The organism is Bacillus cereus group sp. BfR-BA-01524 (assembly GCF_022662595.1).
GTDB classification, from domain to species: domain Bacteria; phylum Bacillota; class Bacilli; order Bacillales; family Bacillaceae_G; genus Bacillus_A; species Bacillus_A thuringiensis_S.
In genome coordinates this window covers 38032-53860 of sequence record NZ_JAKUDW010000025.1, presented here as the reverse complement: position 1 = coordinate 53860, position 15829 = coordinate 38032, and the positions used below count along the sequence as shown (strand labels likewise).

Sequence of the window (15829 nt, the reverse complement as noted above, 5' to 3'; positions counted from 1 at the left end):
AATAGAATATATAAGCTCATTCGCTACTTAGTACAATACTATCTCTATAACCTCATACTTTACCAATGTTTCTTCAATACAATTTTGCCAAGAGCACGTTCTGACTCACTTATGTGGTGTGCTTTTTTTACACCTTCTACATGTAAAGGCAACACATGCGTTACGACAGGTTTAATCTTCCCACCCTCAATTAATTCTGTAATAAGAGAAAGTTCATATCCGTTAGGTTCAGTAAATATATGATCACTCTGAATATTTTTCTCTCTTGCTATTTCAGTTTGCGGAATTCCCATACCTTTCGGACCATAAATAGACGCTAACTTTCCATTTGGTGCAAGTACTTTATAACTATCCTTTAGTACATCCTCGCCTAACACATCAAATACAATATTGTAATTATGCAAAAGCAAAGAAAAATCTTCTGTTTTGTAATCAATGACAGTATCAGCGCCTAAATCCTTTACAAACTGTATGTTTTTCGTACTAGTCGTAGTTGCAACATGTGCACCGAAGCTTTTTGCTAGCTGAATAGCAAACGTACCAATCCCGCCAGATCCAGCATGAATTAAAACCTTATTACCCTTTTGAACATTAGCGAATTTCACTAAACTTTGCCAACTTGTCAAACCTACTAGAGGGATTGATGCTGCTTCCTCAAAAGATAGATTTCTCGGTTTTTTCGCTACATACTTCTCATCTACTGCCACGTACTCTGCATAAGTACCATTTCGTTCAATATCTGGACGACTATATACTTCATCCCCTACTTTAAATGCTGTAACGTTTGGCCCTATAGCAGCAACTACACCTGCAACATCCCATCCTAAAACGAGCGGGAAGTCATAAGAAATTACGTCTTGAAGTAAACCTTCACGTATTTTCCAATCCACAGGATTTACACCAGCTGCATATACTTCAATCAGTATATCGTTGTCTCCCAATAGCGGTGTCTGCATTTCAATCTCTCGTAGTACGCTTTTATCTCCATATTGCATAAGTCCTATCGCTTTCATTCTTTTCACTCCTTTACAATGCTGGGAAATGAGGTAGTACTTCTTCTCCTAGCTCATCCAATACTTCGTCAGCTGGACGTTGACCATCAAATAGAGCAAGGAATAAATGATTCACACCAATACTTTTATATATATCAAGTAATTCAATTAGTGCCTTACGCCCTGTACGGTAACCTAAACGGATCGGTGTAGGACGTTCATTTGGATCTTCAGATAAATCTAAATGCATCGGTTGTATAAATGGTTTGAATACATCTGGATGATAATCCTCTACTAGTTCTCTCCATTGTCCAATTGCTTCCGCCTGATGTACTGGACTACGTGGATAATACATCCATCCATCTCCATGTTCAGCGAACCAGTCCATATTTTGCTGACTAAAACCTGTAATAAAGGTTGGAATATGCTTAGACGGTTTTGGAACTAAATTCGCACCATGAACTTCTCCTAGTGTCGACTGGATAGACGGGAAGTTTTTATACAAAATTTCTTCCAAGTAAGCAAACGCTTCTCTAAACTTTTCACCTCGTGTTTCATGACTAACACCTAACGCTTTAAAATCAGCACGTCTGTCACCGGATGAAACACCAAGCATAATTCTTTCTGGAAATAGTTGATCCAATGTAGCAATTTCTTTCGCCACACGCAATGGATGACGAAGTGACAATACAGTTGCCGACGTTCCAAATGCGATTTTCTCTGTTTTGCTTGCTAAATACGTCAAATAAATCATCATATCGTAAATTTGACCTGTTGCAGGATCACCAAAGTCAGGGTCTTGCAGCAATACATCGCGAAGCCATACACCTGTAAAACCGTATTGTTCTGCTTTTTGCACTAACTCTACTTGTTTTTCCATCGTTGGAGCATGAAACTGATAATTTTCAATCGGAATGTGAACTCCTAATGTAAGTTGATCTTTCGCAAACATACGATTATATCCAAAATGATTCACAAACTTTTCCATGTGTTTCACTCACTTTCCTTCATCCATATAAATCTATACTTTTCTTTACTCTTGATATTTCTTTTCAAATTTCATAGGCAATTCTGTAACATCACATTGTTGCCGATTGAAATCGTTATAACTTTCTTTGTGCTACGAGTGTTATTATAAATCGGCCATAACATGAATAACAGTACGTACTTTAAAGTGATGTAGGCACTTTAAAGTACCTATAGTAAGTGAGTAATAATAAATCATGCTGCAAAAATAACATCTACCCTTTCTTCAAAAAGCTTTACAGTAGTTTTTGGAAGTACGTTACATTATTTCATTTCACGCACTTTCCTCTTCTTTATATAAAATTCTCACTAACCAAATTCAAAATATTATACTTATTTTCCGTACTTTGCTATGCTATAACCACAAACAGGAGGTATAAACTATGAAAGCACAAATTATCCATTCTTTTGGGGATTCATCTGTATTTCAATTAGAGGAAGTTTCAAAACCAAAACTTTTACCAGGTCATGTTCTAATCGATGTAAAAGCAACAAGTGTAAATCCAATCGATACAAAAATGCGTAGTGGTGCCGTTTCAGCAGTCGCTCCTGAGTTTCCAGCTATATTACACGGCGATGTAGCTGGTATTGTTATTGAAGTAGGAGAAGGTGTTTCGAAATTCAAATCAGGGGATGAAGTATACGGATGTGCCGGAGGTTTTAAAGAAACTGGAGGTGCACTTGCAGAATTTATGCTTGCTGATGCACGATTAATTGCTCACAAACCTAAAAATTTAACAATGGAAGAAGCAGCTGCTCTACCATTAGTTGCAATTACAGCTTGGGAATCTTTATTTGATCGTGCAAATATTAAACCTGGTCAAAATGTCCTCATTCATGGAGCTACTGGTGGCGTAGGACACGTAGCCATTCAACTAGCTAAATGGGCAGGCGCTAAAGTTTTTACAACCGCTTCTCAGCAAAGCAAAATAGACATAGCCCATCGTCTAGGAGCCGACATAGCTATTAATTATAAAGAAGAATCTGTTCAAGAATATGTACAAAAACATACGAACGGAAACGGATTTGAAGTTATATTTGATACAGTAGGCGGCAAGAATCTTGATCATTCTTTTGAAGCTGCTGCGGTCAATGGAACCGTCGTAACAATCGCTGCTCGTTCAATCCATGACCTCTCTCCTTTACACGCAAAAGGACTCTCTCTGCACGTTACTTTTATGGCGTTAAAAATATTACATACAGATAAACGTGACGCTTGCGGGGAAATTTTAACTAAACTAACGCAAATAGTAGAAGAAGGACACCTTCGACCATTGCTAGATTCTAAACCTTTTACGTTTGATGAAGTTGCACAAGCACATGAATATTTGGAGTCAAATAAAGCAATTGGGAAAATAGTGTTGAAAAATGTTTGGTAACTATAATCCGATAAAAAGAACGATTACTCACTGCTGGAAAGTACAGAGTAAATAAATCTTCTTTATTGCTAGCATCATTTATCAAATTTCATGATGCTAGTGATTGTAGAAAGAACAATAAATTTGCATAAAGATCAATTTATGCAAATTTATTTATTTTAGTTTTGTAATACCCTCTATATGTATTTTGTGTACATATTAAATGGTAAAATCATTACTATATTTATATCAATAAAACTTTTCACAGGTGTTCCTCTTCTATAAGAACCTGCATATTTAAAGTTGGCTGTTGAACTCTCTCCCCCACAAAACCAAAGTTAACCCCTTACAGAAACAATAGTCTATCAACTGTATTTTTTACATTTAACATACGGAAACAACTCATATTTTGAGGACCTCAATCGCACTCCATTATCTGAATAAAAAATAAAATTAAACTCATAAATTTAATATGGTATTATGTATTGAACTCTTCATGAAACTATCATTCATATTACTATTTAGGAGGATTTATGAGCAATCAAAATAATAATGAAGCACCAAATAAAATGGAAATCATAGTCATGATTTTAGGACTATTTTTACCACTCTTCCTTCCTGCTCTTTTAATGTTAGCATTAGGAAAATGGATGCCAGATGAAATTGCATATCCTGGATTCATGTCATTATTTATTCTATCCATTGAGTTATTCATAGTAGCTGCTATTTTTACTAATATTTTAAGTGTATGTGGATTACCTGAAAAGAAACTAGATGAATTAGGATTTTTAGGATTTACGATTTCAGTGGTTACATCATTTTTAGCTACTTATGTAGGATATTTTGGAATAGCTAAAGTTGGATTAACTTCGGTTCAACTTTCACCTCATGGCATTTTAATTGTAGCGATAGTATCCACAATTATCTTAACTATTTTATTAAAGATTTTAGAGAAATTTGATAATCCAGACGATCTAGATTCAAATAATTAAAATTGTAAACTAAAAAGGTATGCTTCAAATGGAGCATACCTTTTTCTTGATTACCGATTTAACATGAGAGATGCCACAGCGCTAAAATCTCTCCACCCTTTACAACAAGTAAAAAATAACAGCCGAATTTTTCTTATAGTAGAAAATTCGGCTGTTTGCATGTCGCAATTTGCTTTTTTTATTAAAATATACTACGTACTAATCCCCCGTCTATTCGCAACGCGGAACCATTAATTGCTGAAGAAAGTGGGCTGCTTAAGAAAGTGACAAGATTGGCAATTTCTTCTGGTCGGATAAGTCTTTGAATAATAGAGGTTGGTCGATTCTCTTTCATAAATCGCTTCTCAGCTTCTTCTATTGTCAATTGCTCATTAGGATAAAGACTATTTAACATAGTCTCCACTCCTTCCGTTAAAGTCGAACCAGGCATTATAGTATTAACAGTCACATTCGTTCCTGTCGTCAGCTCAGCTAAACTGCGAGAAAGTGAGAGTTGCATCGTTTTAGTCGCACTATAATGAGCCATTTCTTGAGACGGCATAATAGCTGCTTCGCTAGCAATAAAGATGACTCTTCCTTCTTTTCTTTCAATCATTTGTTTTAAATATGAGCGAGTAAGTCGAACACCACTCATAATATTGACTTCAAACAATTTAAACCAATCTTCATCAGGAATATCAAAATATTCTACAGGTTCAAAAATTCCTAAGTTATTAATAAGAATGTCTACTTCAGGGTACTTTTCAATCACATTTTGGCACCCTTTTTCTGTTCCTAAATCAGCCACTACGGGGTGAAGGATAGCATCCGGATACTGCGCTCGAATTTCGTTTATCGTTTGATTAACATTTTCTTCACGGCGTCCATTAATAAGTACAGTAGCTCCTTCCGCTACTAATGAAGTGGCAATTGCTTTTCCAATCCCTGCCGTAGATCCAGTAACCAGTGCTGTTTTTCCTTTTAATTGCATATGCATATAGATCCCTCCAAATTCATGTGCTAAATGATTGACAAATAATTTCGTTTATATTGTGGTTCACTTTTCTTATCTTTAACAGAAAATAAGCAGATCCACCCTTTTTTCGAAAGAGTATAAAGTGAAACTTTAATCAGTGGGGGGTTTTTCATCCCTCACTGATTATTAGCCTTCACCAATCGGGCTTTTACGGGCAGCCCGACCCCCACCTAACTTCTTTGCTTCCGCTGAATTTTGAGGTAGGGGTCTTACTGCCCGGCAAATAGCGGGATAAACGAAAATTATGTAGCTATTGGACTCTGTACTGAATTAAAAATCGAAATTATCATCATTTAGATCTACTCGATAATTCTGATTCTAATCATTGTAATGTTAAAAAATCACATCAACAACAGAGTAAAGCTAAAACCAACTAGTAAATACCATTATGATATATATTAACTAGAAAGAAAATTACGCACTTTAAAGTTCCATAGGAACAAAAAAGTGCCCTATTTACTATAATTTCTAACTTTTTATATTTACTAACGTAGTATCCTTTTCCATCATAGAAAAGAGTGTAAAATTACACATTCTTACATACAGTTATAAGATTATTTTTATTCTAATTAACTAAAAACCATATAACACATTTGTAAAATAAAATTCTAAAAAAACCTTGCAGAAAAATTCTACAAGGTTTTTGTCTATACATACAAATTAATCAATATATTAAAATAAAAGAGTTTGTAATTCATCACAATAATATTAAATATAAGCTGCTTTAAAGGCTTGTTGGACAGCTTGTACTTCTAATGAGTCTTTACCATATAAGTTCGTTGCTACACGAATACAAGCTTCTTTTAATTCTTTAAAGTTAGAAGTCATATTTAATTCATCCGTATTTGCATAATAGAAAATATCAAACATTTTATCTTCTCCAATGCCATGTACGTTTACTCCATTATGGTTTCCACCACTAGCAATCAAGTAAGCTACTTTATTAATAATGCTAGAGTTCGTGTGTACACCACCATGATCGTGGTCAGCATCGATAGGTAAGTTATTATAATGTCTATAGTCCTCCGGATATCTAGAAGAGATAGATGATGGGTTTTTCATATCTCTAAAAATACGACCTGATTGTTCTCCCATTGTCCAATTGAACTTTCCGTTATTGGCATACTTTTCAACTGCTACTCCTAAAATATCAGATAGAGCCTCATTAATGGCACCAGCTTCTCCTGCGTACTCAAGTCCAGACTCATTTCTTGTAACCGCGTGTGTAAATTCATGTCCTGCCACATCAAATGCTCTAACAATTGGATCTCCGTATACTAGCATAGCTCCATTACTAAATGCATTAAACCACTGCTTAGGATTTCCTTTATTCGTACCATTTGTGTTCCAACCATGAACGACAGAAATTACTTTTTGCCCATTATTATCAAAGCTGTTACGGCCATATTTTTCTTGATAAAAATCATATACTTTCGTTGCTAAATAATGGGCACTAACTGCTTTAGGATCTGTAAAATTTGTAGAATTACTTGTTACTAAATCATCGAGATAACCCCATACATTTCTTCTATAATTATTATAATCTTTATAATTAGCAGTATATGTTTCAATTCCCTTACCACGAGAATAATCTGCCAGCATGTACGTTCCATCACTTCGCTGCGTAATTCCAAACGTACGATTAATACCTAAGTCATCTTTTCCTGTACCTGTTAATTTTGAAGGATCTTGTGATTTATTTGCTGTCGCAGATTGGACAATACTACTATCTACTTGTATACCCAATTTTTGAACGAGTTCTTTTAATAGATTTCCACCAAAAGCATCAATTAATACTGTACCAGATACATATTCAGGTGTAGATGCACTAAAAGTAATTTGATATGCGTTTGTAGCTTTATTTGTATTTTCATCTACATATACCACTTGTTTAATTTCTGGTTCTTCAATAAATGTGAGATCATTTCCATAGATGTTGAAAAGCTGTTTCTTTGCATCCTCTTCTGATAAAGTAATAGGTTGTTTCAAATCTTCCTGTTGTTGTAGATCTTGGGCACTATCCCCCGAAACGCTCGTAAGTACACCATCATCATTAATATGTGCTGTTAGTTGATATCCGTATACATCACGTCCTTCATACGTTTGTTGAAGACGTACCAATGTAGTACCATCATAAGATTTACGACTTTGCGTAACATTATAATTAACTTTGGATTCCGTATTAACTTGCTTTGATGATAATGCTTGTTCTGTTTTTCCTTTTAGTGCATCCTTTGCTACATTTTCTGCCGAATTTTGAGAAGGTGCTGTTAAATTACCTGTTCGGAACGTATCTTCCTTTGTTTCCACTTTTAAATCTTCTGTTTCCGCATGTACTCCTCCAGAGGGCATAATCGCCGATAACACCACACCTGTAGTTAAACCTATCTTTACGAAATTATTCATATTCTTACTCCTTTATAATCTTATTATTAAGTTAAATAAATGTTCTTTGGAATTGAAAACATAGATATTTCAAACTATCTATGTTTATCTACTGTTTGTGAATTGTGATTCCTCATAATATAGATAGATTGTGTCGTTACTTTTAGATTCATTTCATTTCTCAAAAATTACTCATTATATAAGCTATCTTTATATTTATTTATATACGTTATTTTTCGTGGTTCTGATAACATATTTATCGCCATCCACACATTCTTTTTCATTTCTAATTTTTGCATTGGTATCTCTTTTAAAACCGGATTACTTATAATTTCTTCCATTTCTTCATCAATTCTTTGCATAAGATTTTCTTCTGGATTATTTTTCAAATAAGTATTTTTCAATCCCCATTTTGTCATTATAAATTCATTCGTTTTATTCATAGGATTAATAATAGTAGCTGTACTAGTTAATCGTTTTTTTATTTCATCATGATAGATTTTAATTCTATATCCTTCTTTTAGTGAAATGCTATCGTTTACTATCGTTACATTTGTTCCTTCCATTTCCTTCGTATAAATTTTTTCTCCCTTATCATTAACCACCTCTATTGATGCGTATTTTTCATCTGTATAATAGCTATGAGGAGTTTTAGTAGTAACCGTAAAAACAGCTTGCTTTTGCTCTAAGTCTGTATTTAATTCGGCAAACTGGTCATCTCCTAATCCTAGGAATTGAATCGTTTGATTTACCAACTTACTCACTTTCATCTCGTTAACATCAATCGTTAGACTATTATCTTTTTCTTTTACATAGGCATAATACGAACTAAAATGGTACATACTATCCGTTTTCCCACCTGAAATCTCAACTGTATAAACTCCATTTGGTACGTCTTGTAAATTGATATCTGTTGTTTCAATTGTTTTCTCTTGAACAACTGTATTCCCTTCTTTTAATTTAATTTTTCCTCCTTTCAATGTATCTATTTCATTTGTATTTAAATGGATATGCAAATTCCCTTTTAGCCCAAGTAAAGCAATTTGCTGATTTGTAACTATTTCAAAGTTGGAGTTTATCGTAATATCAGAATCCACTAGAGCTCTCGCTTTAGCTAATTGTGATTCAGGCACTATATAGGCTAAAGACATAACAGCCGGATAACCTTTCGCCCCATTTATCTCTACTTGTTTATTATTAAGCTTAAAGCCCCATCTTTCAAAAACGGGTGTAAAATCAACTTGTCCATTCTCACTATAATACTGATTCATTAAATCCGGTAAAGAATGGTCACCCTTTTTGAAAGCAGCATTGCTAGCTAGTTTTCGATAACCTTGATACATTTTTGCAAAAGCTTCATCGCCAGCTTTTTGTTTCGCCATCGTTAAAAGAATAAGTTTTTGTCGTAAATCTAAATCATCATAATTTTTATTTTCTTTCATTAAAGCATTATATAAATTCCGTTCTACCTGTTCCTTTTTCCCGAAATTAAACAACCAACCAACTTGATCTGCTTTTTTTCCATATTTACTATATTGATATTGAACACCGAATAGATTATTAGAAACTTCTCCTGTAAATATTCCTTGATTATCAAAACCAGCTTGGTATCCGTGAGCGATTTCATGTAAAGTTCCCCAACTCAGTTTATCTAACCACATTTTTGTACTATCTGAACTATTCGCTGTCCAATTTGTGCCATAATAGGCACCGCCAGCACCAGATATATCTGCTTTTAAAAAATAACGATTTTGACTTTTTTTATTTTCAACCGCTGAACCATCTAAACCAATAATTGAATCATACATCGCAAAAATATCTTCATAATACGCAATTAACTCACCCAAAGATTGAAAATCTTTTAAAGATCTTACTATTTCTTTATCTTTTTTAGGTACAAATAATTGAAAACTCTCCCCTTGAAGTAATGCATACTCTCCATCAAATTGATCCCATGTACTAAAAAATTGAGATACACTTCCTTGTTGTTTATAAATGGGAAGAGGTTTAGTAGCACTTTCATTCCCTACTTGGTACTCAAGTACAGCGTGCTCTTCACCATACGGAGTATCTATGAAAGGAACTAAAGGCGTATCACCTTGAATGGTAACCCATTCATTTCCTACTTGTATGGATTTTTCATTTTTTGAGTCATTAGACAATAAACGTAATGTTAATTTGTCTTTAAAATTAGGATTCGTTTGTCTTATCTTTAATGGTGTATTTCTCTGCAAAATAAATCCTAAATCTTGTCGATCGTGATATTTACCCTTACTTATGCCCGCCTGAAATATCCAAGTAGGCTCTTCTAAACTAGTAATTTCTTTTACATTTGTTCGTTCATCAGCATGTAAGTGTATATTTCCTGTAAGGAAAAACATTGTATACATTATGCCTATAACAAGTAACCTTTTCATTTGCATATCTCCTTTTCTATTTTTTATATACAAAATACAATAAAACCCTCCTTCTTCACTTATAACTGTCGTCAGTAAGTTACTTATCAGTGTAATTATTATAGTTACATTAACTCGTGATTATCAATCATTAAACGTATGTAATTTTGCATATACGAATACTTAATGACAATTCCCGAATTATCGTATAATTTTCAATATTTTTTCAGACATTATTCAAAAAAAAACACGAAGACCCTTAAGTCTCCATGTTTTTTTATACATGTTATTAAACTTGTGATTGAATTAATTACTAAAATCTTTTTAATCGCGAAAAATCAATTATTTTTAGGCTGATAGCCATACGTAAACTTTTATGATTTACTCATCCTTTTTGTTCTGTAATATTAAATTTTGAAACCAATTCCGTTAATTCTTCCACCTTTTCTTTCATTTTGTTGGATTGGATTGATATTTGTTCAATTGATACGGCCTGTGATTGAATTGAATTTACTGTTTGAAGAGTCTCCTTTTTCACATCCGTTGCAGTTTCAGAAACTAGCGAAAGAGAAGCATTTACTTCTTCTGTACCAGCAGACATCTCTTCTGTCGCTGCGGATACTTCTTGAATTTGACCTGTAATCTTATCAATATCTCTCATAATAGACAAGAAGGTTTGATTCGCTTTGTAAGCAGCTTCTTTTCCTTCTACTGCCTTTTGTTGTCCTTTTTGCATGACATTAACTGTATCTTGGGTATCTTTTTGAATGGATTTTATTAAATGATTAACTTCTTTTGCAGATTCTTTAGATTGCTCAGCCAAGTCTCGAACTTCTGCGGCAACCACTGCAAATCCTTTCCCATTCTCTCCAGCACGTGCCGCTTCAATAGCGGCATTTAAGGCAAGAAGATTCGTTTGTTCGGCAATATTAGTAATTGCAGCGAGAGCTGTATCAATTTGTTGTGTACGTGTAACAAGTTTATTTATTACTTTTGATGTTTCCTCGACAACATCATGCACACTATTCATTTGAAGAATAGAGTGATTTATCACTTCACTACCGATATTTATTCGTTCTGTAGTCGTTACTGCTACCTCAGCGACTACTGCTGAAGATTCAGCTACAGTTTGCACCCCGGTTGTAATTTCTTCCATTGAGGATGAGCTCTCCTGAATACTAGTTACCTGTCCTTCTATTTTTGTTTTTACTTCTAAAACAGTCTGTACAACCTCATTTGAAATACTAGACGCTCGATTTGTATCTTGTAATACGCCCTCCGTAGTAGAAATAACCTCTTGTGTTGTCATCTTAACATTCGCAATTAATTGTTGAAGGTTATCTAACATACTATTAAAAGACTGAACAATATGCCCTAATTCATTATTTGCTTTATAAGGAGTACGTGTTGTTAAATCTCCAGCTGCTACTTTTTCCATATCATTTTGTAGTAACGCAAGTGGTTTTCGGATAGTTAACTTAATAATATATCCAATTAATATAATTATTAAAATTGCTAAAATCGAAATACTAACAAACATTATCATTGTATTTTGAGCACTATTATTATTTTCCTTCTGTAAAAGCTCTGCATTATTACTATTATATAAAATCAATTCACGAATTGATTTTATTGATTTTTGCATATTAGGTTCAATCTCTTTTAGGTAATATGCATATGCTTCCTCATTATTAGATTTCCCTAATTCTTGTGCTTTCTTCATTTGAGTCCTTAATTCATTAAATGTTTCATGAAACGTGTTATATAATTCTTTTTCTTTAGTAAAAATAACTTTAGCCTCAAACTGCTTTAAAAGATGATTATTTTCCTTACGAATTCCATCCATTTCTCTTATTAATTCGTTCATTCTTTTTTCATCTTTTGATAACATTATTTCCATAAAGTTCATATTAACGTGATAAAAATTAGATTCTACAATCCCAATCCACTCAATTGGTAGTAAATTATCCTCATACATATTAGAGGAAGTATTTTTCCCTCTTTCTAATCCCCAAAACCCTATTAGGGATAATACTATACATGCAATACTTGATATAGTTATTAATATGTTTAGTTTTGTACCAACCTTACTGTTTCTTAATAATTCCAATTCCATATTCTCCATTCTAATATATAGTTTAAGTAATGTATTTTATAATAAGAATCCAAAAATTACGATGTTTATTTTGCGATATGCAATTTTGCATATCATCAACTACTAAATCAAAATAATCTAACATTGTAATTTTAGTTTTCCAAAAATTCATGATTATGAACACACCCCATTAAATCTTGAACTTCTCATCCAAAATATCCACAAATATTGTGGCACCAGGGGAACCCATCATTGATATATAAATTATACTTCCATACAAGACTAGCTTAAAAATATTTTTCTTATTGCTCATTTTTCTATTTTCTCTCTATTAGAAGTACTCCTAGTACATCACAATAATAAAAACGATAGTATTAAAAAAATAAGGAAAGACATAACACCTATGTCTTTCCTCTAAAATTGTAACACTCAATATGCTCTTGGCTCTATTTGATTTGCCAGTTAAATCCTCACATTTCTTTCTTTATAATATTTCCTAACTCCGTCCAACTTGTAATACGCGGGATATTGAGATGTTGATTGTAAGAAGTAGTTTTTGCATACACATTTATCGGTTTTTCTATTAACGTTTCTAAGACTGCCGGCTTATCATCAAAGAAATAGTTTAATTTTATTTCTTGTATGAAGTGTATTTTTTCTTCATCCTTCATTCCATAGAAAAAGCGATCTTCATGTACCGGAAAACCTTTTTCTATTAACCATTTTTTTGTTCGCTCTCCATGCTCTTTAGGCCGAGCTGTTATATAGTATATTTCATGCCCCTGTCTTTCTAATTCTTGTAATGTCTCTACTGCATATGGAAACGGTGAACAAGAAGTATAATAAATCTCATCCAGCAAACTATTCCACATATGACTGCCTTCCTCCGAAGTCATGCCAAATGCTTCATGAATTTCAATTGTTTTTAAAGAATGAAATACATCCAATCCTACTTTTTTGTTTAATTTTTTATTATATAAATGAAAAGCATGCTGCCTTAAATCAATTAATGTATCATCGATATCAAATCCAAACTTCACTCTTCATCGCTCCTTTCTGCAATTCATTTATCGGAACATATAAGTAGTTTTTATTCTCCTTATTTCTCATTTTTCCGATATGCTGGATAACCAATAAATCTATAATCTTTTCCAACCTGGGTAAATAATATATCATTAAATTCAATTGCATCTTTCATTTTAGTAATACCAGTCCCCTCTACAAAACTAGGCGCCAATCTGCCTCCAATAATTTTAGGTGCGAAATATAAAATAATTTTATCCATTAGTTTATTTTCAATAAACGAAGCATTTACTTCTCCACCACCTTCAATAAGCAGAGAGGAAACTCCTTTTTGTCCTAAAACATCAAGCATTTCATGTAAGTTTATATGCTTTTCTCCGCTAGTAACAAATACTTTAACTCCTGCATTTTCTAATGCTTTCTTTTTTTTCGCTGCATGATTACTTGTTGTAAATATCCAGGTAGGAGCTTCTCCATCTGTAACAACGTTAGCTTCCATCGGTATGCGTAATGTCGAGTCCAATATTATTCGAATTGAATTTCGTCCATTTGGAATACGCGTTGTCAATGATGGATTATCCTTTTGAACAGTATTCGCTCCTACTAAAATAGCCGCATTTTCGTTTCGTATTTGGTGTACTTCTTGTCTTGCTTCTGTAGATGTAATCCACTTACTATCCGATGAAGACGTAGCGATTTTCCCATCTAATGTAATTCCTGATTTAATCGTTACAAATGGGCGCTTTGTCAAAATATATTTATTAAAGACTTCATTCATTTTTTTAGATTCTTCTTCACACACTCCTACAAGTACTTCAATACCTGCATCTTGTAGAATTTTAATTCCACGTCCAGAAACAAGCGGGTTTGGATCAAGGGTAGCAACTACTACCTTCTTAATTCCTGCTTGTACAATTGCTTCAGCACATGGCCCTGTTCTACCATGATGAGAACAAGGTTCAAGAGTTACATAGATTGTACCACCACGTGCCTGTTCTCCAGCCATACGTATCGCATGTATTTCGGCATGTGGTTCTCCGGCCTTCATATGTGCTCCGACCCCTACAATTCGATTATCATTTACAATTACAGATCCAACCAATGGATTTGGAGTCGTTTGTCCCTTCATAGCCTTGGCATTTTCTAGTGCTAGCTTCATATACAATTCATGCTCAAGCATGTAAGTGTCCCCCTTCAAAATGTCCAGAACGCTGAATCTTCGTTTGCAAATATTTCTCATTAAACTCTGAGACATCACCCCATAACGGTTCACGACTCGTAACATTTAATCCAGCTTTTTGTAAAGCTTCTAATTTTTTCGGATTATTTGTAATAAGTTTTACAGGTTTTGAGCGTAACGCTTTTAATACTTCAATTGTATCATCATAGTTTCGAACATCATCTTCAAAACCTAGGTTCAGATTAGCTTCTACTGTATCTAACCCATTTTCTTGCAAGAGGTACGTCATTGCTTTACTAAACAAACCAATTCCTCTTCCTTCATGATTCGCTAAGTAAAATAAAGCACCTGAACCATGTTCTGTAATCATTTGTAAAGACTGCTTTAATTGGAATCCACAGTCACAACGTTTACTACCAAAGATATCACCGGTGTGACAAATACTATGCATACGAATTAGGGCATCTTCAGAATTCTCAAAATCACCATATACAAGCACACTAGATTGCTGCATATCAGCTAAATTAATAGATGAGAGTTTTTCGATAATTCCTTCTACACTATTTGTAACCTCATTACATTGTAACCAAGAATACCATTGGAAAACTTTAGTCTCCCCATATAAATTAATTGGCAATTTGATAGGACCTACTAAATAAATATCCTTTTCATCTTGATGTATAAATTGAATTTTATCTTCTAACATATGAATTGTATCTGTTGTAACCATTAGGTACCTCCTAATATAGAGAATCTCTAAAAAATTCTCTTCCATTGTTATATTTTTTATTTTCTAACTTACACAACGTAAGTGTTTTTAAAGATGATATTCTTTTTTCTCTCAGCTTATATGCAATATGTATCATTACAACTTTGGCTATTTAAAGAAAAAAATGAACTTACATAAAACAACTTAGTTACTTTATGTAAGTTAGTATATATTCGTAATTAATTTACGTCAAGTAATTAATTATAAAAACATTTGTTACTAACAGTAAGATGTTATATAATTTATTTTAGGAGGTGAAGGAAAATGAATGATTCTACATTATGCCCTCGCTTTGAAAAAGGAATGAAATTTTTTAGTCAACGATGGACAGCACTAATTATTTACCAACTTTTCTCTGGACCTCAGCGCTTTTGTACGCTTGAATCTTCTCTTCCTGTTAGCGGAAGATTACTTTCAGAAAGATTGAAAGAATTAGAACTAGAAGGAATTGTCGAACGTAAAGTCTTTCCTGAGACACCCGTTCGTATAGAATATTCTTTAACTCAAAAAGGGTTTGCCTTAGAAGCCATTATTCGCGGAATAGAAGAATGGTCACAAGAATGGATAGAACTTGAGGAATAACATAAAAGCTTTTTCG

Annotated in this window: 12 protein-coding genes; 3 read left to right on the top strand and 9 right to left on the bottom strand. The window is 33.5% G+C overall.

Annotation, left to right across the window (positions count from 1 at the left end; genetic code table 11):
* Positions 1 to 59: 59 nt before the first annotated feature.
* Entirely contained in the window at positions 60 to 1013 is a 954-nt protein-coding gene (locus MR170_RS11435) for an NADP-dependent oxidoreductase (RefSeq protein ID WP_242308294.1), read from the bottom strand.
* Positions 1014 to 1026: 13 nt separating this feature from the next.
* Positions 1027 to 1980: an LLM class oxidoreductase gene (locus MR170_RS11430; protein ID WP_048564561.1), complete on the bottom strand. Its 954-nt coding sequence runs from the start codon at positions 1978 to 1980 to the stop codon at positions 1027 to 1029.
* 421 nt (positions 1981 to 2401) lie between these two features.
* On the opposite strand from MR170_RS11430, the gene MR170_RS11425 reads away from it, so the two are divergent.
* On the top strand, positions 2402 to 3397 hold the full coding sequence (locus tag MR170_RS11425; protein WP_048564560.1) for a zinc-dependent alcohol dehydrogenase family protein: 996 nt from the start codon (positions 2402 to 2404) through the stop codon (positions 3395 to 3397).
* 512 nt (positions 3398 to 3909) lie between these two features.
* On the top strand, positions 3910 to 4368 hold the full coding sequence (locus tag MR170_RS11420; protein ID WP_242308293.1) for an epimerase: 459 nt from the start codon (positions 3910 to 3912) through the stop codon (positions 4366 to 4368).
* 181 nt (positions 4369 to 4549) lie between these two features.
* Here the strand turns inward: MR170_RS11420 and MR170_RS11415 are convergent, their stop codons facing one another.
* The 7 genes from MR170_RS11415 to MR170_RS11385 all read right to left on the bottom strand — a co-directional run bounded on the left by MR170_RS11415 (position 4550) and on the right by MR170_RS11385 (position 15192).
* On the bottom strand, positions 4550 to 5344 hold the full coding sequence (locus MR170_RS11415; RefSeq protein ID WP_242308292.1) for an SDR family NAD(P)-dependent oxidoreductase: 795 nt from the start codon (positions 5342 to 5344) through the stop codon (positions 4550 to 4552).
* Between the two features lie 747 nt (positions 5345 to 6091).
* Entirely contained in the window at positions 6092 to 7789 is a 1698-nt protein-coding gene (locus MR170_RS11410; RefSeq protein WP_242308291.1) for a M4 family metallopeptidase, read from the bottom strand.
* A gap of 167 nt (positions 7790 to 7956) precedes the next feature.
* Positions 7957 to 10185: a putative mucin/carbohydrate-binding domain-containing protein gene (locus MR170_RS11405; RefSeq protein WP_242308290.1), complete on the bottom strand. Its 2229-nt coding sequence runs from the start codon at positions 10183 to 10185 to the stop codon at positions 7957 to 7959.
* Between the two features lie 364 nt (positions 10186 to 10549).
* Entirely contained in the window at positions 10550 to 12274 is a 1725-nt protein-coding gene (locus MR170_RS11400; RefSeq protein WP_242308289.1) for a methyl-accepting chemotaxis protein, read from the bottom strand.
* 455 nt (positions 12275 to 12729) lie between these two features.
* A complete protein-coding gene (locus tag MR170_RS11395; RefSeq protein ID WP_242308288.1) occupies positions 12730 to 13299 on the bottom strand; it encodes a 5' nucleotidase, NT5C type in 570 nt (189 codons plus the stop codon).
* Positions 13300 to 13358: 59 nt separating this feature from the next.
* On the bottom strand, positions 13359 to 14462 hold the full coding sequence (gene ribD / locus MR170_RS11390; RefSeq protein ID WP_242308287.1) for a bifunctional diaminohydroxyphosphoribosylaminopyrimidine deaminase/5-amino-6-(5-phosphoribosylamino)uracil reductase RibD: 1104 nt from the start codon (positions 14460 to 14462) through the stop codon (positions 13359 to 13361).
* Positions 14455 to 15192 (bottom strand): GTP cyclohydrolase II, encoded by a 738-nt coding sequence (locus MR170_RS11385; protein ID WP_000258854.1) that lies wholly within the window; start codon positions 15190 to 15192, stop codon positions 14455 to 14457. The genes ribD and MR170_RS11385 overlap by 8 nt, the downstream gene beginning before the upstream one ends.
* A 303-nt stretch (positions 15193 to 15495) precedes the next feature.
* On the opposite strand from MR170_RS11385, the gene MR170_RS11380 reads away from it, so the two are divergent.
* Positions 15496 to 15813, top strand: coding sequence for a winged helix-turn-helix transcriptional regulator (locus MR170_RS11380; protein WP_001000102.1), 318 nt, complete (start codon positions 15496 to 15498; stop codon positions 15811 to 15813).
* The last annotated feature ends 16 nt before the right edge of the window (positions 15814 to 15829 follow it).

Coding starts and splice junctions, on each gene's coding strand:
- MR170_RS11435 (WP_242308294.1), bottom strand. CDS start 1,013: ATGAAAGCGATAGGACTTATGCAATATGGAGATAAAAGCGTACTACGA.
- MR170_RS11430 (WP_048564561.1), bottom strand. CDS start 1,980: ATGGAAAAGTTTGTGAATCATTTTGGATATAATCGTATGTTTGCGAAA.
- MR170_RS11425 (WP_048564560.1), top strand. CDS start 2,402: ATGAAAGCACAAATTATCCATTCTTTTGGGGATTCATCTGTATTTCAA.
- MR170_RS11420 (WP_242308293.1), top strand. CDS start 3,910: ATGAGCAATCAAAATAATAATGAAGCACCAAATAAAATGGAAATCATA.
- MR170_RS11415 (WP_242308292.1), bottom strand. CDS start 5,344: ATGCATATGCAATTAAAAGGAAAAACAGCACTGGTTACTGGATCTACG.
- MR170_RS11410 (WP_242308291.1), bottom strand. CDS start 7,789: ATGAATAATTTCGTAAAGATAGGTTTAACTACAGGTGTGGTGTTATCG.
- MR170_RS11405 (WP_242308290.1), bottom strand. CDS start 10,185: ATGAAAAGGTTACTTGTTATAGGCATAATGTATACAATGTTTTTCCTT.
- ribD (WP_242308287.1), bottom strand. CDS start 14,462: ATGCTTGAGCATGAATTGTATATGAAGCTAGCACTAGAAAATGCCAAG.
- MR170_RS11385 (WP_000258854.1), bottom strand. CDS start 15,192: ATGGTTACAACAGATACAATTCATATGTTAGAAGATAAAATTCAATTT.
- MR170_RS11380 (WP_001000102.1), top strand. CDS start 15,496: ATGAATGATTCTACATTATGCCCTCGCTTTGAAAAAGGAATGAAATTT.